Here is a 17,798-nt window from a genome sequence, read left to right on the forward strand (position 1 = left end):
CGTCACGCCGCCCTTGCGAAGATCACGGTCTGGATCAGGCCCTGTTTCTTGTGGTTGGCAATGGTGATCGTGCCGCCGAAGCGCTCGATGATTTCCCTGGCGATGGCAAGACCAAGACCGACGCCGGGGATTGATTTGCGCCGCGCGAGGTCCACCCGGAAGAAGGGTTCGAACACCCGGCCGATCAGTTCCTGCGGAATGCCGGGGCCTTCATCCCTGATCGTCACGACGATTTCGCTCTCGTCTCCGGTCAGATCGATATGCGCCTTCTTGCCATGGGTGACGGCGTTCAGGATGAGGTTGCGCAGGGCTCTTTTCAGCGCCAGCGGGGCCGCCTTGATAGTCATCGCGGCCTCCGGCTCGATGAAGTCGAGCGCACCCGCGTGACCGAGATCGGAAACATCGCTGACGATTTCGCTAAGAAGCGTGCCGATGTCGATCGTTTTGACGCTGTCCTGGCTGACCTCTTCCCGCACCAGAAGAATGGCGCTGTCGGCGATGGCGTCCAGCTCCTCAAGGTCCGCCAGCCATTTGGCCCGTTCCTCGTCGTTTTCGATGAATTCCGCCCTCAGCCGCATGCGGGTCATCGGGGTTCTGAGATCGTGGCCGGCGGCGGCGACGAGGCGCATACGGCTTTCCATCGCCGCCTTCAGGCGGGTGGCGAGTTCGTTCAGCGCCCGCGCGGTGGCGCGGATTTCGCCCGGTCCGGTTTCCGGCAGGTGCGGCAGCGAACCGTCAGGCCCGATGCTGGCGGCGGCATTTTCCAGCATGTCGAGCGGGCGGGTGATCTTGCTGGCGGCAAAGATCGAAACGGCGGCGCTACCGAGAATGATCAGCCCTATCCACATGCCGAAAATTTTCCAGCCGCCCGGCGGAGGACCCATATGCGGGATTTCCGCGACCAGCCAGCCGCCTTTTTCCAGCGGGATAGCCGCCACGGGGGCAGGATTTCCCGGCGAGCGGATGACCATGGCGGTGCGCGGCTCTCCGACGCGGGCCAACGCCTTTTCCAGAAATTCCGAAAGCATGCCGTCGAGATCGCCTTCCGGCGGTTTCTGTTCGATCTGGAAATAACCGGGCTGCTGCAGGGAGGGATCACGCTCGGCCATGGTGACGGCAAAGGCGAGGCTGCGGGCGAGCGGCTCGATGGTGGCGTCGGGCGGCGGCGGCTGCAATGTACGGTCCGCCACAAAAGTCGCAAGCGCGATGACTGCGATGATGGAGACGATCATCAGCGCCGTGATGCGGTTTCTAAGCGAACTCATCGCTGCACCGGCAGGGTTTTGACCTGAACCGTCATCTGGTAACCGCCATTGCGCACGGTCTTGAAGATCGGCGTTTGGGTGTCGGCGTCCAGCTTCTTGCGCAAGCGGCTCATCAGCACGTCGATGGAGCGGTCGAACGGTCCGCGATCCTTGCCCTGCGTGAGATCGAGAAGCTGATCGCGGGAGAGAAGCCGACCGGGCCTGTCGAGAAAGACTTTCAGCAGATCGAATTCCGCTCCCGTCAAATCTATCTTTTCACCGCTGGCGCGGATGACGGAACGCTGCTCGGGATCGGCGGTGAAATCCGCAAAACCATAGGCGGCGGAGGAGGGGCGGGGGGCTTCCTGCGGTGTGGCGCGGCGCAGCACGGCCTTGATGCGCGCTGTCAGTTCGCGCGGATTGAAGGGTTTGCCGAGATAGTCGTCGGCGCCGATTTCCAGCCCGACGATCCGGTCGACATCTTCCTTCAGCGCAGTCAGGAGAATGACCGGCGTGCGCGGCCGGCGGCCCTGCAGGTCGCGGCAGATATCGAGGCCGGAACCATCGGGCAGCATCACGTCGAGCACGATGAGGTCGGGATCGGAACTGGCGATCTTTTCCTCGAACTCACGCCTGTCGGCGGCCATCGACACGCGGAACCCCTGTGAGCTGAGATATTTCGCGAGCAATGTGCGTATTTCCGGATCGTCATCGACGATCAATATATGTGTCACCGAAACTGTCGTCATATCGTCCAACCTTTTGATGCCACTATACATAAGCGCTGAAAAGAAACGGCGGATTTTTGCAACGAAAGCTTGCCGGGGCCGTTCTGGCAACATTCGGTTACAAATAGGCGGTTTGCGGAAGCAGCCCGGAAACATTCGGACCAAAGCCGGAAACGCGATGCTCCTATCGTCCTTTCATGTTGGAAAACGGAAGGAAGGTAAGATGAGAAACTCGATACTGGCCGCCGCCATCGCGACAGCAACGATGGGCGTTTCCGCCGCCGCGCAGGCGGCAGAAGAGAATGCACCCGCACCCCGCACGACCGAACAGTCTACGCCGCCGCCCGTCAATCTCGATCTCGGCCCGGACATCGGCCCGGATCGGGGTCCGGATGAAAGGCCGCTGCTGCCGCATATGCGCAGAATGCCCGGCCCGGATGTTCTCGGCCTGGCGACGAAGCTTTCGGCGGCCGAAATCTATCTCGGTGTCACGCCGGAGCAGCTCGGTCCCTGGCGCGCCTATACCACGGCGCTGATCGATCTCGTTTCTCCCGGTCCGGAACGCAATCCGCCGCCGCCAGTGCCGGGTGAAGGCAAGGCCAAGCCCGAGCCGCGTCTTGCGGGAGAGGAACTGGCAGGCATCATCGCGCAGAAGGCGGAAAAGGCCAAAGCCCTGCAGGACGCCATTGCGGCGCTGAAACCGAAGCTTTCGCCGCAGCAGGTGACGAAGCTTGCCGAGCTTGAGCGTGCCCTGATGCCGCCTCCGCCTCCCGGCCCGCGTCATGGCCCCGCAGAGCGCGGCGGCTTTGCTCCCCCGCATGGCGACATGAGGCCGCCGGTTCCCGAGGTGGAACGGGGCTGAGGCAAGTTTTCGAAGTTTCCTCCTTTAATCTGCCCCCCAGTAAAGGAGGAAATCAGCCGGCAACGGCTGGAGCCGGGGGATCGCACGCCTGCGATCCCCCGCGTGATTTTCAAGCAGGAAGACGATGATGAGATATTTTTATCTGGTGCTGGCAACGGCTTTTGGTTTGAGCTTTGCCTGGTCGATGGCCGTGGCGAAGGACAAGCCCGTGCAACAGCCGGCGGTCAAATTCCGCCAGGAAGAACAGCGGCGTCAGCCCGCCTGCGCGAAGGATCAGCGCGAGAAGACGGATTCCAGACGTTTTCGCAGCACCTGCCGCAAGGCGGCGGCGCGGAAATCCGCTTCTGCCTATGAATGGATCGAAGCGGACAGGGGTTTCATCCTCGTGAAACACGACATGACGCCGGTTTCTTCCTTCGAGTGAACCGGCTGGACAGGACATCAAGATGAAAACGGCACGCAAGGCAGGCGCATTGCTGGCGGTTGTCGCTCTCGCTGTGGGCGGCTACTGGCTGTCCTCGCAATATACGCGGGCGGCCACACCCGGCTATATCACCGCACCGGTGACGCGCGGCGATATCGAGCAGACGGTGCTGGCGACGGGAACGCTGAAACCCGTTCGCCTTGTCGCCGTCGGCGCGCAGGCCTCCGGCCGCATCACCGCCGTCAGGGTGGCGCTCGGCGATACGGTCAAGGCGGGCGATCTGATCGCCGAAATCGATTCCGTTACCCAGACGAACAGTCTGCGCACGGCGCAGGCGGCCCTGGCGAACGTGAAGGCGCAGCGGGTGGAGAAGCAGGCGACGCTTATTCTCAACCGCCAGAGCCTTGCCCGTCAGCAGGAGATGGTGTCGAAAAACGCCGCCTCCCGCGCCGATTTCGAAAGCGCCACCGCAGCCCTTGCCGTCACCGAGGCGCAGATCGAAGCCATCGACGCCCAGATCGAGGAAGCGCAGGTGGCGGTGGAAACGGCCGAGGCCAATCTTGGCTATACCAAGATCACAGCCCCCATCGAAGGCACGGTTCTGTCGATCGTCAGCCAGGAAGGGCAGACCGTCAACGCCACGCAATCCGCACCAACCATCGTCATTCTCGGCCAACTCGACCGGATGACGGTGCGCACGGAAATTTCCGAGGCCGATGTAACGCGGGTCAAGCCGGACCTGCCGGTCTATTTCACGGTGCTCGGCGAGCCGCAGCAGCGTTACGACGCGACGCTTGCGTCGATAGAGCCGGCGCCGGAATCGGTGCGCAGCGATTCCAGCTTCAGTTCCTCGACCTCTTCATCCTCCAGCTCATCCTCTTCCAGCACGTCGTCATCCGAGGCGATCTATTATAATGGCGTGTTCGAAGTGCCGAACCCGGAAGGCAAGCTGCGTACCTATATGACGGCGGAGGTCCATATCGTTCTGGGTGAAGCGAAGGATGTGCTGACTGTCCCTTCGGCAGCCCTTGGCAGCATGGACAGCGACGGCAGCTATGCCGTGCGCGTGGCCGGCGCCGATGGCAGGGTTTCCGAGCGCAAGGTCGAAATCGGGTTGAACAACAAGGTCACGGCGGAAGTGCGTTCGGGCCTTGTCGAAAACGAGCGGGTGGTGACCGGCGAACGTTCCACCGACACCACCGCAAACGCCATGCCGGGGCCGGGCGGCCCGCCAATGGGGCTTTGAAACCATGGCTGAACCTCTGATTTCGCTTAAATCCGTGCGGCGGGATTATCCCTCCGGCGAAGGCACGATCAGCGTGCTGAAGCACATCGACCTCACCATCGAGGCCGGTGAGATGGTGGCGATCGTCGGCGCGTCCGGGTCGGGCAAGTCGACGCTGATGAATATTCTCGGCTGTCTCGACCGCCCGACATCGGGTAGCTACAGCATCAGGGGCCGGGAAACGGGCAATCTCGATGCCGACGCGCTTTCGGCGCTGCGGCGTGAAAATCTCGGCTTCATCTTCCAGCGCTACCATCTGCTGGCCGAGTTGACGGCGCTCGGCAATGTCGAAATTCCGGCGATCTATGCCGGCAAGACACAGGGCGACCGCAGGCACAATGCCGCAAGGCTGCTTGGCCGCCTCGGCATGGCGGAACGCCTCGATCACCGTCCCGGCCAGCTTTCCGGCGGCCAGCAGCAGCGCGTTTCCATCGCCCGCGCCCTGATGAACGACGCCGAGATCATTCTTGCCGACGAACCGACCGGCGCGCTCGACAGCGCCAGCGGCGACGAGGTGCTGCGCATCCTCGGCGAGCTGCATGCCGAAGGCCGCACCGTCATCATCGTTACCCATGACATGTCGATTGCCAGACGCGCCGGGCGGATCATCGAAATCAGCGACGGCACGATCATTTCCGACCGCAGGACAGATGCAACGCCCGTACCGCGGGACGATGCCAAACCCGCTGCCGCTTCCGGCGGGTCTTCCAGTCTCGCGGGTCTCGTTTCGTCTCTGCGCGAGGCATTGCGCATGGCGCTTCTGTCGATGCGGGCGCACAAGCTGCGCACTTTTCTCACCATGCTCGGCATCATCATCGGCATCGCCTCGGTCATCAGCGTCGTGGCGCTGGGGCAGGGGTCGCAGCAGCGGGTGCTGCAGAACATATCGAGTCTTGGCACCAACACGCTGGAAATCTTCGCGGGCAAGGATTTCGGCGACATAAGGTCGGGCAAGATCACCACGCTCGTCGTTTCCGATGCCGAAGCGCTTGCCAAGCAATCCTATGTCGCGGCGGTGACGCCGACGGTCTCGACCTCCAGCACGGTGCGTTTCGGCGCGAAGGAGGCGAATGCGCTGGTGAACGGCGTCAGCGAGCGCTATTTCGTCGCCAAGGGCACCAAGCTGTCGCAGGGCCGCTTTTTCGATGGCGGAAGCGTCGCGCAGAAGGCGCAGGAAGTGGTGATCGACGAAAATACCCGCAAATCGCTGTTTGCGGATTTCGATGGCAGTCCTGTCGGCCAGGTCATTCTCATCGGCAAGGTGCCGGCCCGCATCGTCGGCGTCACGCAGGCGCAGCAGGGCGGTTTCGGCTCAAGCCAGAACCTGTCGCTTTACCTGCCCTATACCGCCGTCCAGTCGCGCTTTCTCGGCAGCCTGTCGCTGCGCAGCATCACGGTGCAGGTGGCCGACGATACCGATGCCTCAATCGCCGAACAGGCGGTGACGACTCTTCTGACCCAGCGGCATGGCACACGGGACTTCTACATTCTCAATACCGACGACATTCGCCAGACCATCACCAGCACCACGCAGACGCTGACCCTTCTGATTGCGGCCATTGCGGTGATTTCGCTGCTGGTCGGCGGCATCGGGGTGATGAACATCATGCTCGTTTCCGTGTCTGAACGCGTATCGGAAATCGGCGTGCGCATGGCGGTCGGCGCACGGCGCACCGATATTCTGCGGCAGTTCCTCATCGAGGCGGTGCTTGTCTGCATCATCGGCGGTACGCTGGGCGTGCTGGGCAGCCTCGGCTTCGGCGCGCTTTTCTCCGCCTTCAGCAGCAATTTCGCCATGGTCTATTCCACGACGTCGATCGTCGCCGCCTTCGTCTGCTCGACACTGATCGGCGTTGTTTTCGGTTATCTGCCGGCGCGCAACGCGTCGAAACTCGATCCCGTCGCGGCTTTGTCTGCGGGGTAAATCCCCCCGCCGGTCACGCCTTGTTTTTTTCGACGAAGCGGATGGCGTCGCCAACGGTCAGGATCGTGCTTGCGGCGGAATCTGGAATTTCGACCCCGAATTCCTCTTCGATTTCCATGACGATCTGAACGGTCTCGAGCGAATCCGCACCGAGATCGTCAGCAAAACTGGCCTCGTCCACGATGGTGGCAGGGTCTGCGCCAAGCTGGTCCACGATGATTTTTCTGATACGTTCTGCAATGGTGGACATGGTGAGACTCCGCGAAAGTTGCCTGCCGTCTAATTCCGCTCCATCTGAATTTGCGCCGAAGATATCCAAGCGAAATCAAGCTGAATTTCGAAAGGACAGGGCGCAGAGTCAAAGGCTCGGAAGATCGATGACATCCGGACGTAGCACGCCTTTCGCAGCCGCGAAAGGGTGTCGATCACCCGTTAGTATTCCATAATAATATGGGACGTTCGCCACGTTAAACAGTTTGTGACTGGCAGCGGTGAACCGCGACGCGGTAAAGCTCGTTGCCTGTGAACCTTAAATCCGTCAGCCAAACCGAGCCTCATGCCATGGTCCAGTCGTCCCCGGAACGCTTCATATTGCTCGACGGCATAAGGGGCGTGGCCGCCCTTTTCATCGTCCACCGCCATGCCGAGGATCTGTTCGGAAAAAGCACGGCGTCGAGCTATCTCGCCGTGGATATGTTCTTTGCGCTCAGCGGTTTCGTGCTCGCGCATGCCTATAGTCGGAAACTGGCCGAAGGGGCGATTACGCCAGGCTTTTTCATGAAAGCGCGCTTCGCACGTCTCTACCCTCTTTATGGGCTGGCGCTGGCTCTGATGGCGGCCTATTTCATCTGTCTCTACGTGCTGGGCCTGCCGACGCCGATCGACGATCTGCATCGCCGCATCGATCCCGGCGAGCTTGCTTTCGCCCTGGTAACGGGGCTGCTCTTTTTACCGGCGCCCTTCACGCTCACCCTGAACGGTGCGCTGTTTCTCGTCAGCCCGGCATGGTCGCTTTTCAATGAGCTGGTGGTGAATGCGTTTTACGCCCGCTTCGGCGTCCGGGCCACGACGAAACAGACTGCCGCGGTGCTCACGGTCAGCGCCCTTGTGCTGATGGTGGCCGCCGCCGAGTTCGGCCGTCTGCATGCCGGTTTTCGCTGGCATGAAATGTATGCCGGCATGGGGCGGGTGTTCTTTTCGTTTTTTGCCGGCGTGCTGATTTACCGTTTCCGCAATCGCGTACCGCAGTTGAAACCCTTTCAGGCGGCGCTTTGCCTTCTGCTGGTCTGTTTCATTCTGGCCGTGCCGATGTCGCGCGAGCTTCGGCCGTTCTTCGATCTTGCGGTTGTCCTCGTCGTCTGGCCGCTGCTGCTGTTCGTCGCCAGCAAGACGGTTCCGGGGCGCGGGGTGGGAATGGTGTCGGTGTTTCTCGGCACGGCGTCCTATGCGGTCTATGTGCTGCATATTCCGCTTCTGGCCTGGACGGAGCTTCTGATCCCGGCGGTGCACCGGGAAAACCTGGCTTTGCCGGCGGGTATTGTTTTCCTCATCGGCACGACGTGCCTGTCATGGTGGCTGACGGTCCATTACGATCAGCCGGTTCAGAAATGGCTGAAGAACCGGTTGAGAAAGCGGAGTGAAATCCGCCAACCGGTATGATCCTGCCTTGCGGCTGCAAACCTCAATAATGGGCGAAAATCGGGGCAGTCAGCACGAAAGCTGCGACGAGGCTGATGATCGTCAGTTTCGCCGCTCGCATGCGGCGCATTTTGCGGCCGCTCCAGTCATACGTCATACTCACCTCCACGCAGACGCAAAACTTACCGGCATGGGAAACAACGCTGGCCTCGCGAAGACCGGTTATGGTCCCGCTACGCACAGGGTGCACATTCCATACCCAAACTTCCCGGGACACGCCTGATCGCGCGCGGGACGCTCAATTTCAGTGTTGCCTGATATACGCCTTTTGCCAAGCCGTTATTTTCATCGGTGATTTTGAAGGCCGCCACGGAAAGGGCGGCAAGTCCATTACCGGTAAAGAGGCGGCAGGCCCTGAATGGCGTAACGCGGCAGCGGTTTCCACGGTTTGACGCGTTCATGTTTGTGAACGCCGAACAGGAACAGCATTTCCTCGGAGATATCGGCAGGGTCGGTCAAGCCATCTTGAAAGAGCTCGATCACCTTGCGGGCGGCATTGTTGTAGAGAATGACTTCGTCATCCATGGTGTGACGATCGTAACCGAGACCTTCCAGCACCGACTGGAGCATTTTCAGGTCCTGCGATGTGATGATGCAATTTTCATATGCGGAAGACATGACGTCCTCCTTTCTTGTGGGGTTCACAAAACCCAGAGCGTCGCGCCTCAATCCGGAGATGGTGCGGGGACGCTTCAACGCCTTGAAACGCGGGCGACGTCAGGGAAACCGTTCCCGGCCCGTCCGTCATGCATGTCGCGTGAATAAGGATCGTGCCCGCCGGGCAACAGGCGGGACAGGGCTAGGAGTGCAACAGGCCTGACGGCGGCAACGCCCTTTAATTACCGATGGAGAAGCTTGCGCCGTTTAGGGGGAATAGGCAAGCTAATTCCGCTAACGGGGACAACGCAGCAGGCGCTGCCGCAGGCAACAAAAAAGGCCGGGGCAATATTGCACCGACCTTCCTCATATCGCTCTCAACACCAGTGCCAGTACATCCGTGGTCAAAAGTCTGAAGCGACTAAAACAACTGCGAACGTCGATTTCATTCGCGCTCACCAGCAGTTGCCATGAGAGTTGTATAAATGGGCAATGTGGCCAAAACAAGTCCGGCATAGATGGCGATGCTTTTATTCGCCGTGACTTGCCGGCCCGCCTGGCGCCTATTTCTTTTTGCTATCCGCTGTCGTGGCGTTTGCGAATTTGACCTGCGAACCGGCGGGCGGCGAAGCAGGTGCTTTCGTCTTGTCCTTCTTCGGTTTGCGGATTTCCTTGTTGCTGTGCAATTGACCCTTGGCCATGGTGTCCTCCTCCTGTTGGATTGATGCGGCCTCGAGCGGCTATGAGACAATCCGTTCAAGGCCCGTTCGACCGGGCGATGCTGGAAATCCGGCCAGTCAGTTCTTGCCGGATCGTTTTTTTGCGGAAACCGGCGCGTCGGGGATAATCGTCGCTTCCTGCGCTTCGCGAAGCTGGCGAAGGCGTTCCGTTTTACGGGCGCGCTGGTCGGCCTCGGCGTTTATGATCTGCTTTGCGGCGTTATCCGTCAATGACGCCCTGTCCTGTGCGGATAGTTTGCCGGGTTTGAAAAAAGCTTCCTTTGACGCGGCCATGGCATTCTCCTTTATGGAAGAGCGGTATCGGACGGCTAGGGGCGCGTAACCTTTTTGGGGGCGGGCGGGCAGCAGCCCTTCGCGCTGAATTTTCTTCTTTGCCCTCTTGCGGCGGTGGCGCGTGGCTTCCGCTTCTTCGCGGACGCGCTTTTCCCTGGCCCAAAAACAAAAGGCCGGGCTTTGACCCGACCTCTCACGATCATTCTAACCTGCAGCCAGTACATCCGTGGTCTGCGGGGGCAAATGACGAATATCAAGCTGCCTGAAGGTTATCAGCCGAGCTTTTGCCGGACCGACGGTCCTGGACGATCTCGTAGCTGATCTTCTGGCCGTCGTTCAGCGAACGCATGCCAGCGCGCTCAACAGCGGAAATGTGAACGAAAACGTCCGCGCCGCCATTGTCAGGCTGAATGAAGCCGAAGCCCTTGGTGGCGTTGAACCACTTTACAGTACCAGTGTTCATAACGATTTCCTTTCGTAGAATCGTTGTGGTTCCCGCGATACCTTGCGGGATTAGATCGATTATTTGAGAGGAAATCCGACGGGGAACACAGCGTTCCAGAACGACGTCACAAGCAATGGTCGATGAAGAAAATATAGGCGCAATTTTTGATTTTGCAATGGGCCTTGGAGGAAAAAGCACCGGCGAGCGACGGCTCATCGGCTAAGTATCTGGTTCACGGCACTATTTCCCGATGGCCCCAACATGCACCCGGTTCGGCGCGGCCTTTGGTCTTGCGCGCATCAGCCTCCGCCGGGAGACACGTCTTTCGCACCGTCATCCGGCAGGCTGCCTGCGCCGGGCGTCTTGTCATAGTCGGTGAGGGACGGTTTGGCGTGCGGGCCGGCGGGAGGAATATCGTTCGGGCTGGAAGGCCCTTTGTCGAGCGTTTTCGGCTTCGTTTTCTTCGTCATGTCGCGTCCTCCTTTTGGTAGGAAAACGCTGGGGAAAAGGCGCGGGTTCCGTTTCCACGCCGCGCGGGCGCGCTTTTCCGCCGTCAGCGGCGGGAACGCGGCTTTTTCTCTTCCCGGTTCATATCTCGCCCGACCCATTTGAAAAATACGACGAGGCTGACGCCGATGATGATGAGCGGAACGAAGGATTCAAAACTGGACATGACTCACTCTTTCTTCCCCCGGCGGTCATTTTACCGGCATGGAAGAAGCGCGTAATCTGCGGAATATCGTCCGTTCTTTTTTGGCCATTGCCGTCTGCGGCCCAGCTGCCGATGGGCCGCAGACGAAGGCGGTTAAACCGGCAGCGATTTCACCGCCGCCGTGCCGCCTTCACGGGCGCTTTTCAGCGCGGCCACGCCTGTCAGAACGGACATGGCGCCGGCGCGCGAACCCGCCCGCTGCCGCAGCCGGTCGTTGGAGCCGGGCTTGAAGATCATGTCGCGCATGCGGTTGTCGCCGCCATAATGGCCGCCGGGCTCATGCGGCACCCATATGCGTTCGACACCGCCGCCGAAGCTTTTCACCAGCAGGATTTCATCGGCCGGCGGCTCCGTCCAGGGTTGCTTTTCATACTGGCGCATCTCGATGCGGCCTTTATGGCCGTTGAAGGCGATGTGATGGCCCTCGATCGGCATATAGGTGTTGAGCGAATAGGAGACCTGCACGCCGCTGGCATAACGGATCGAGGCGCTCATCGTGTCGGGAATGTCGATCTCCTCGCGGAAGACGCAGGCATCGCGCACATAACCGTCCACCGTCGAAGGGTCTTCATAAAGCGCATCGAGGAAAGGATCGGCGCCGAGATCCATGAAATAATCGCACTCGTTCTTGTGCGGACAGGTGCGACAGCGCGTTCCGCGGAAGGGGCCGTTCTTGCCATAATGCAGCAATTGCCCGAAGCCCTTCACTTCCACGGGATCGGAATCGAGATACCAGTTCAAGAGATCGAAATGGTGCGTGGCCTTGTGCACGAACAGGCTGCCGGAATGTTCGGTAAAGGCGTGCCAGCGGCGGAAGTAGTCCGCGCCGTGCTGGTTGTCGAGATACCAGTGGAAATCGACCGAGGTGACGGTGCCGATTGCGCCTTCGTCGATCAGCTCCTTGATGCGGGCGGCGGTGGGCGAGAAACGGTAATTGAAGGAAACGTCCACACGGCGGCCGCTTTTGGCCTCCGCCGCGCGAATGCGGTCGATCTTTTCGGGGGTGGTGGTCATGGGCTTTTCGCTGATGACATCGGCCCCGCCTTCCAGCGCGCGGATGATGATGTCGTCATGGGTGTCGTCAGGTGTGCAGACGATCACCAGTTCGGGTCGCTGCTCCTCCATCATCCGGTCGAAATCGTCATAAAGCGGCGCGTTCGATCCCATCATGGCGCGGGCGCGTTCGGCGCGCATCAGGTTCAGGTCGCAAATGCCGACCAGTTCGACATAGTCGCTCCAGCCGGCCAGAAGTTCGCGGCCCCACATGGTGGTGCCGCGATTGCCGGTGCCGACCAGCGCATAGCGTTTGCGTTTCACCCTTTCAGGCATTGTCTCTCTCCCGGATATCTCAACAAACAGTCTTGAAACGCTCGACCACCGTGGACAGAACCTCGTCCATTGGCCGCGCCTGCCAGCGATGCGAAAAGATTTCCACTTCCTGCGGGCCGTGGAAGCCGGCAGCCTCGATCATGGCGCGAAATGCCTTCAGGTCAATCACGCCGTCACCCATCATGCCGCGATCATTGAGCGGATCGGTGGTCGGCACCAGCCAGTCGCAGATGTGGTGGGCAAGGATTTGCCCGTTCCTGCCGGCCCGCGCCACCTGTTCCTCCAGTTCCGGGTCCCACCAGACGTGATAGACGTCGATGGCAACGCCGGTGCCGGCCCCCAGCCGGTCGCAGAGATCGAGCGACTGTTTCAGTGTGTTGAAGCAGGCGCGCTCGGCGGCGTAAAAGGGGTGAAGCGGCTCGATGGCGAGCGGCACGCCGGCGGCCCGCGCATAGGGAAGAAGCTCGGCCATGCCATCCTCCACCATCTGCCGCGCGCCTTTCAGATCGCGGGAACCGGCGGGCAGGCCACCGACAACAAGCACGAGGCAGTCGGCCTTCATGGCGGCGGCCTCATCGACGGCGCGTTTATTGTCCTCGATGGCGCGGCGTCGGCCTTCCGCGTCCGGCGCGGGGAAAAAGCCGCCCCGGCAATGGCCGGAGAGGCGGATGCCATTCTGCTCGACGATGCGGGCGGCTTCGGCAAGCCCGATACCATGCACCTGCTCGCGCCAGGGCGAGATGGCGGTAATGCCGTGGGCAAGGCAGGCATCGACGATTGCGCCGAAGTCTCCGCCCTGACGCACGGTGGCGAAATTGATGGAAAGGCCTTCAAGGCTCATTTCGGTATCTCCCCTCGTTTTGCTTCACCCGATGCCACGGACGGCCAGAAACGCCTTCATGCGATGCGTCGCCAGATCTGGCTCGGCCAGCACATTGGCCTTGTCCGCCAGCCGGAAAAGCTCGGCGAAATGCTGCGTGGAGCGAGTGCTTTCCTGCCCGCCAACCATGGTGAAATGCTCCTGCAACCCGTTGAGATAGGCGAGGAACACCACGCCGGTCTTGTAGAAGCGGGTGGGCGCCTTGAAGATATGGCGCGACAGCGCCACCGTCGGCTCCAGAATATCGAAGAACTCATTGTCCGCGCCGCGCTTCAGACTGGCGAGAGCCTTGGAGGCGGCCGGCGCAATGGCGTCAAAAATGCCGAGCAGGGCGTCCGAATGCCCCTGTTCGTCACCGGCGATCAGTTCGGCATAGTTGAAGTCGTCGCCGGTATACATGCGCGCACCAGCCGGCAGGCGGCGGCGCATGACGATTTCCTTTTCCTTGGAAAGAAGCGAAATCTTGATGCCGTCGATCTTGTCGGCATTTTCCTCGATCATGGCAAGGCAGGTTTCCATGGCCTGCATGTGGTCACCGGAGCCCCAGTAACCCTCAAGCGCCGGGTCAAACATCTCACCCAGCCAGTGGATCACTACTTTCTGCTCGGCATGGGATAAAACTCTGGCATAAGCCTTGAGATAATCATCCGGCGAGCGGGCGGCAGCGGCCAGAGCGCGGCTCGCCATCAGGATTACGCGTCCGCCTTCTCCCTGAACAAAATCAAGCTGTTCCAGGTAAGAGTCGACAATCTGGTTCAGGTCGTAACCGCCGCCATTCAGATGATCGGTGCCGACGCCGCAGGCAATCAGCGCATCCTTGCGACTGGCCGCCTCCTTCAGCGAACGGGAAATCAGTTCCTGCGCCTGCGGCCATGCGAGCCCCATGCCGCGCTGCGCCGTATCCATCGCCTCAGCGACGCCGAGGCCGAGATCCCACAGGCGGTGACGGAAACGTAAAGTGGCGTCCCAGTCGATGGCGGGCGTCAGCCATGGGTCGTTATCGGCAAGGGGATCGGCCACCACATGAGCGGCCGCGAAGGCGACGCGGTTGAAATCCGCCGCACTTCGTTTCTCAACCGCGACCGGCGTACCGGATAATTTGTAGACCTCGATGCTGCGGTCGTCCTTCGGAAGCTTGAGTTCGCTCACCATTGCCTCCTCAGGAAAGGGCGGGAACGTCGAGCCAGCGGCGTTCCTTCCATGATTTCAGCCCCAGTTCGGCAAGCTGCACGCCCTTCACGCCTTCCATCAGGCCATAGGGCCACGGATCGTTGTCGACGAGGTGGCGCACGAACATTTCCCACTGCGCCTTGAAGCCGTTGTCATAGACGACATTGTCCGGCACTTCCTGCCACGTCTTGTAGAAATCGATGGTCTGCGGCTGGTCGGGGTTCCACACCGGCTTCGGCGTGTTGGTGCGGTGCTGGGTAAAGCATTTGGTCAGGCCCGCCACCGCCGAACCATGGGTGCCATCCACCTGGAAGGTGACGAGATCGTCGCGGCGTACGCGCACCGCCCATGAAGAGTTGATGTGGGCAATGGCGCCGCCTTCCAGCTCGAAAGTGGCATAGGCCGCATCGTCCGCATCCGCCTTATAGGCTTTGCCCTGCTCGTCGAAACGTTCCGGAATATGGGTGGCGCCAAGGCAGCTCACCGATTTCACCGGGCCGAACAGATTGTCGAGCACATAACGCCAATGGCACAGCATATCGAGAATGATGCCGCCGCCATCTTTCAGACGGTAGTTCCATGAGGGGCGCTGCGCCGGCTGCCAGTCGCCTTCGAAAACCCAGTAGCCGAACTCGCCACGCACCGAGAGGATTTTGCCGAAAAAGCCGCTGTCGCGCAGCATGGCGAGCTTGCGCAGGCCGGGCAGGAACAGCTTGTCCTGAACCACGCCGTGCTTGATACCGGCGCTTTCGGCGAGCCGGGCAATCGCCAGCGCCTCTTCCATCGTGTCGGAAATCGGCTTTTCGCAATAAACGTTCTTGCCGGCCTTGATGGCTTTCTCCAGCAGGCTGCCGCGCATCTGCGTCGTGCCGGCATCGAAGAACAGCGTATCGTCAGGGTTTGCAAGCGCCGCATCGATATCGGTCGTCCAGCGGGCGACATTATGCTTTTTCGCGATTTCCTCGATCTTCGCGCCGTTGCGGCCGACCAGAATGGGGTCAAGCATGACCCTTTCGCCGTTCTTCAACAGCACGCCGCCCTGGTCGCGAATGGCGAGAACGGAGCGCACGAGATGCTGGTTGTAACCCATGCGGCCGGTGATGCCGTGCATGATGACGCCGATACGTTTCATGAATTTCCTCCCAAGGCGGCCTTTTCCCGAAAGCCGCTTCCGTCAAACATGGCAATTTGTAACCATTTGGTTATTTGTGGTCGTGAAGGATGCGATCTGTCAAGGTGTTTTTGGCGGACAAAATTCAAATTTCGAGAGAGGTCGCCGTCTGGCTTCTTCACCGCGCCGCAAAAGAAAACGACGCGCTTCGCGGATGCGAAAGCGCGTCGTCACTGTTGTTAAACGAGAATTCGGTTCTGCCGGCTCAGACTGGCCGCACTGCAGCAAGCAGCGTGTCGACGATGTGCTGGCCCCATCTTTCCAGTTCGGCAGGGTCGGTCAGGTCGCGCTGGAAGATCGTCGACAGCGTGAACCGGTTCGACAGATAGAAAGCGCCGAGTGAAGCGATGGTCAGATAGACGTCGATCGGATCGAGGCCGTCGCGGAATTCGCCGGCGTCGCTGCCGCGCCGCAGCACCTCTTCCAGCTCCGAAATGAAATTCGAATGCATGGCGGCAATTGTCGGAGATTGCCTGAGATAGCGGGCTTTATTGAGGTTTTCGGTGGCAAGGATGCTCAGGAATTCGGGGTGATCGAGGAAATAGTGCCAGGTGAAAAGTGCAAGCTCCCGCAGCCCCTCCGAAGGGGGCTTGCGGGTAAGGTCGAGCCGCCTTTCGGTGTGGCGAATATGGCGATAGGCATCTTCCAGAACGGCGAGATAAAGCGCATCCTTGTCGCCGAAATAATGGTAGATCATCCGCTTGTTGGTGCCGGCGCGGCGGGCAACAACATCGATTCGAGCCCCCGCCAGCCCCTTGGCGGCCACCTCGCGGCGGGCGGCTTCAAGAATGGCGGCCCGGGTTCTTTCAGGGTTTCGCACCTGTGCGGTGGCGCGTTTGCGCTTGGGGGCAGGCGCTTTTTCCGAAGCCGGATCGAGTGGCTGGTTTTTTGTCGTTTCTTCCATTTCAGCACCCGCTTGACAATGTTTGCGATCAGTGTTCCCATGTAACCAATTAGTTATAAAACGGCAAGTGTCGTTTACGTTCATCATCAATTGGCAGTCAATAGGGAGGAGTTGCCAATGCCCATGATGCTTCACAGGAGAGGTGTGCTTTCAGCAGGGCTTGCGGCCCTGTCGCTTGCAACATTGGGAGGAGGGTCGGCGCAGGCGCAGGCCGCGCGCCTTCGCATGTTGTGGTGGGGTTCGCAGGAACGCGCCGATCGCACCAACAAGGCGATATCGGCCTACAAGCAAGTCAAGCCGGATCTCGATATTGCCGGTGAGTTTGCCGGCTGGAGTGATTACTGGCCGCGCCTTGCCACGCAGGTGGCGGGCCGCAACGCGCCTGATCTGATCCAGATGGATTATCGTTACATCTTCGAATATGGCCGTCGCGGCGCGCTTGCGCCGCTCGATGAATATATCGGCAAGGGCCTGAAGATCGAAGATTTCGGCAAGATGAACATCGATTCCGGCCGGGTCGATGGCAAGCTTTACGGCATTAATCTCGGCGTCAATTCCAGCGCCGTTTTCTTCGATCAGGCCGCCTGGGAAAAATCCGGCGCGACACCGCCATCCATCGGCCAGACCTGGGAAGAGTTTGCCGAAAACGCCGCCAAGCTCAGCAAGAACAAGCCGAAGCCCGGTTATTACGCCACGGCCGATGCCAGCGGCGTGGAGCCTAGCTTTGAGAACTGGCTGCGTCAGAACGGCAAATCGCTCTACACGCAGGATGGCGGCATCGGCTTTGATCCTGCTGATGCGACCAAGTGGTTCACTTTGTGGGCGGATCTGCGCAAGAGCGGCGCCTGTGTGCCGGCCGATGTGCAGGCGCTCGACCAGCTCAACATCGAAACGAACCCTTTGACGACAGGCAAGGCGGCAACCGCATTCGCCCATTCCAACCAGTTCGTCGGTTATCAGAAGCTCAACAAGGCCAAGCTTGCCATAAGCTCCTATCCGAAGAGCACGAAGGATGGCCCTTCCGGCCACTATCTGAAACCTTCCATGCTCATCAGCGTCGCCAATGGCAGCGCCGGCATTGAGCAGGCCGTCGGTTTCATCAACTTCCTTGTGGCTGAACCGCAGGGCATCGATATTCTCGGCGTCGAGCGCGGCGTTCCGGCTTCGGAATCCATGCGTAGCCAGTTGAGCAGCAAGCTCGACGAGGTCAGCAAGACCATGGTGGACTATATTGCCCAGATTACCCCCGGCGTCGGCGATCTGCCGCCGGCGCCGCCTCCGGGCGCGGGCGAATTCGCCTTCGTCCTCAAACGTACGGCGGAGGAAATCGGCTTCGGCAAGATCACGCCGGACGAGGGCGGGGACCGCCTCGTCAAGGAATCCGAAACCGTTATCAAACGGAAGTGATGGTT

General features: G+C 60.4%; 19 protein-coding genes and 1 pseudogene. 6 read left to right on the top strand and 14 right to left on the bottom strand.

What is annotated here, in order from left to right; translation table 11 throughout:
* Nucleotides 1-2 precede the first annotated feature (2 nt).
* Complete coding sequence (locus tag EM858_RS17835; protein ID WP_127757500.1) at nucleotides 3-1,265, bottom strand: ATP-binding protein; 1,263 nt, start codon at nucleotides 1,263-1,265, stop codon at nucleotides 3-5.
* Nucleotides 1,262-1,993: a response regulator transcription factor gene (locus EM858_RS17840; protein ID WP_205529919.1), complete on the bottom strand. Its 732-nt coding sequence runs from the start codon at nucleotides 1,991-1,993 to the stop codon at nucleotides 1,262-1,264. The genes EM858_RS17835 and EM858_RS17840 overlap by 4 nt, the downstream gene beginning before the upstream one ends.
* Nucleotides 1,994-2,195: 202 nt before the next feature.
* Between EM858_RS17840 and EM858_RS17845 the strand changes: the two genes are divergently transcribed.
* The 4 genes from EM858_RS17845 to EM858_RS17860 all read left to right on the top strand — a co-directional run bounded on the left by EM858_RS17845 (nucleotide 2,196) and on the right by EM858_RS17860 (nucleotide 6,467).
* Nucleotides 2,196-2,834: a hypothetical protein gene (locus EM858_RS17845; RefSeq protein ID WP_127757501.1), complete on the top strand. Its 639-nt coding sequence runs from the start codon at nucleotides 2,196-2,198 to the stop codon at nucleotides 2,832-2,834.
* A gap of 127 nt (nucleotides 2,835-2,961) precedes the next feature.
* Complete coding sequence (locus EM858_RS17850; protein WP_127757552.1) at nucleotides 2,962-3,258, top strand: hypothetical protein; 297 nt, start codon at nucleotides 2,962-2,964, stop codon at nucleotides 3,256-3,258.
* Nucleotides 3,259-3,280: 22 nt separating this feature from the next.
* Nucleotides 3,281-4,504 (top strand): efflux RND transporter periplasmic adaptor subunit, encoded by a 1,224-nt coding sequence (locus tag EM858_RS17855; RefSeq protein WP_127757502.1) that lies wholly within the window; start codon nucleotides 3,281-3,283, stop codon nucleotides 4,502-4,504.
* Nucleotides 4,505-4,508: 4 nt separating this feature from the next.
* The gene (locus EM858_RS17860) at nucleotides 4,509-6,467 is read left to right on the top strand and encodes a MacB family efflux pump subunit (protein WP_127757503.1); all 1,959 of its coding nucleotides are present in this window, start codon (nucleotides 4,509-4,511) and stop codon (nucleotides 6,465-6,467) included.
* A 13-nt stretch (nucleotides 6,468-6,480) separates the two neighbouring features.
* On the opposite strand, the gene EM858_RS17865 is transcribed toward EM858_RS17860, so the two are convergent.
* Nucleotides 6,481-6,717, bottom strand: a complete 237-nt coding sequence (locus EM858_RS17865) for an acyl carrier protein (RefSeq protein WP_003520197.1) — start codon at nucleotides 6,715-6,717, stop codon at nucleotides 6,481-6,483.
* A gap of 311 nt (nucleotides 6,718-7,028) precedes the next feature.
* Here EM858_RS17865 and EM858_RS17870 point away from each other — a divergent pair, with 311 nt between their 5' ends.
* Entirely contained in the window at nucleotides 7,029-8,126 is a 1,098-nt protein-coding gene (locus EM858_RS17870; protein ID WP_127757504.1) for an acyltransferase, read from the top strand.
* A gap of 369 nt (nucleotides 8,127-8,495) precedes the next feature.
* Here the strand turns inward: EM858_RS17870 and EM858_RS17875 are convergent, their stop codons facing one another.
* The 11 genes and pseudogenes from EM858_RS17875 to EM858_RS17920 form a co-directional block, all read right to left on the bottom strand.
* Nucleotides 8,496-8,783, bottom strand: a complete 288-nt coding sequence (locus tag EM858_RS17875; RefSeq protein WP_127757505.1) for a hypothetical protein — start codon at nucleotides 8,781-8,783, stop codon at nucleotides 8,496-8,498.
* Nucleotides 8,784-9,325: 542 nt separating this feature from the next.
* Entirely contained in the window at nucleotides 9,326-9,463 is a 138-nt protein-coding gene (locus tag EM858_RS27180) for a hypothetical protein (RefSeq protein ID WP_164865471.1), read from the bottom strand.
* Nucleotides 9,464-9,559: 96 nt separating this feature from the next.
* Nucleotides 9,560-9,775: a hypothetical protein gene (locus EM858_RS17880; RefSeq protein ID WP_080821088.1), complete on the bottom strand. Its 216-nt coding sequence runs from the start codon at nucleotides 9,773-9,775 to the stop codon at nucleotides 9,560-9,562.
* A gap of 54 nt (nucleotides 9,776-9,829) precedes the next feature.
* Nucleotides 9,830-9,928, bottom strand: a pseudogene (locus tag EM858_RS27450) (30S ribosomal protein S21); the annotation flags it as partial.
* A 100-nt stretch (nucleotides 9,929-10,028) separates the two neighbouring features.
* Nucleotides 10,029-10,238: a cold-shock protein gene (locus tag EM858_RS17890; protein WP_003520191.1), complete on the bottom strand. Its 210-nt coding sequence runs from the start codon at nucleotides 10,236-10,238 to the stop codon at nucleotides 10,029-10,031.
* A 281-nt stretch (nucleotides 10,239-10,519) separates the two neighbouring features.
* Nucleotides 10,520-10,690 (bottom strand): hypothetical protein, encoded by a 171-nt coding sequence (locus EM858_RS27185; RefSeq protein WP_162936937.1) that lies wholly within the window; start codon nucleotides 10,688-10,690, stop codon nucleotides 10,520-10,522.
* A gap of 335 nt (nucleotides 10,691-11,025) precedes the next feature.
* Nucleotides 11,026-12,261, bottom strand: coding sequence for a Gfo/Idh/MocA family oxidoreductase (locus EM858_RS17900; protein WP_127757506.1), 1,236 nt, complete (start codon nucleotides 12,259-12,261; stop codon nucleotides 11,026-11,028).
* A gap of 19 nt (nucleotides 12,262-12,280) precedes the next feature.
* Nucleotides 12,281-13,102, bottom strand: a complete 822-nt coding sequence (locus tag EM858_RS17905) for a sugar phosphate isomerase/epimerase family protein (protein WP_127757507.1) — start codon at nucleotides 13,100-13,102, stop codon at nucleotides 12,281-12,283.
* Nucleotides 13,103-13,126: 24 nt separating this feature from the next.
* Nucleotides 13,127-14,290, bottom strand: coding sequence for a dihydrodipicolinate synthase family protein (locus tag EM858_RS17910; protein WP_127757508.1), 1,164 nt, complete (start codon nucleotides 14,288-14,290; stop codon nucleotides 13,127-13,129).
* Between the two features lie 10 nt (nucleotides 14,291-14,300).
* Nucleotides 14,301-15,443, bottom strand: a complete 1,143-nt coding sequence (locus tag EM858_RS17915) for a Gfo/Idh/MocA family oxidoreductase (protein WP_003520186.1) — start codon at nucleotides 15,441-15,443, stop codon at nucleotides 14,301-14,303.
* 244 nt (nucleotides 15,444-15,687) lie between these two features.
* Nucleotides 15,688-16,386 carry a TetR/AcrR family transcriptional regulator gene (locus tag EM858_RS17920; RefSeq protein WP_110760058.1) on the bottom strand — a complete coding sequence of 233 codons (699 nt, stop codon included), beginning with the start codon at nucleotides 16,384-16,386 and terminating at the stop codon, nucleotides 15,688-15,690.
* 117 nt (nucleotides 16,387-16,503) lie between these two features.
* Here EM858_RS17920 and EM858_RS17925 point away from each other — a divergent pair, with 117 nt between their 5' ends.
* Nucleotides 16,504-17,793 carry an ABC transporter substrate-binding protein gene (locus EM858_RS17925; protein ID WP_127757509.1) on the top strand — a complete coding sequence of 430 codons (1,290 nt, stop codon included), beginning with the start codon at nucleotides 16,504-16,506 and terminating at the stop codon, nucleotides 17,791-17,793.
* Nucleotides 17,794-17,798: the final 5 nt, after the last annotated feature.

The sequence above is a fragment of the Agrobacterium sp. CNPSo 2736 genome (assembly GCF_004005385.1).
In the GTDB taxonomy this organism is placed as follows: domain Bacteria; phylum Pseudomonadota; class Alphaproteobacteria; order Rhizobiales; family Rhizobiaceae; genus Agrobacterium; species Agrobacterium leguminum.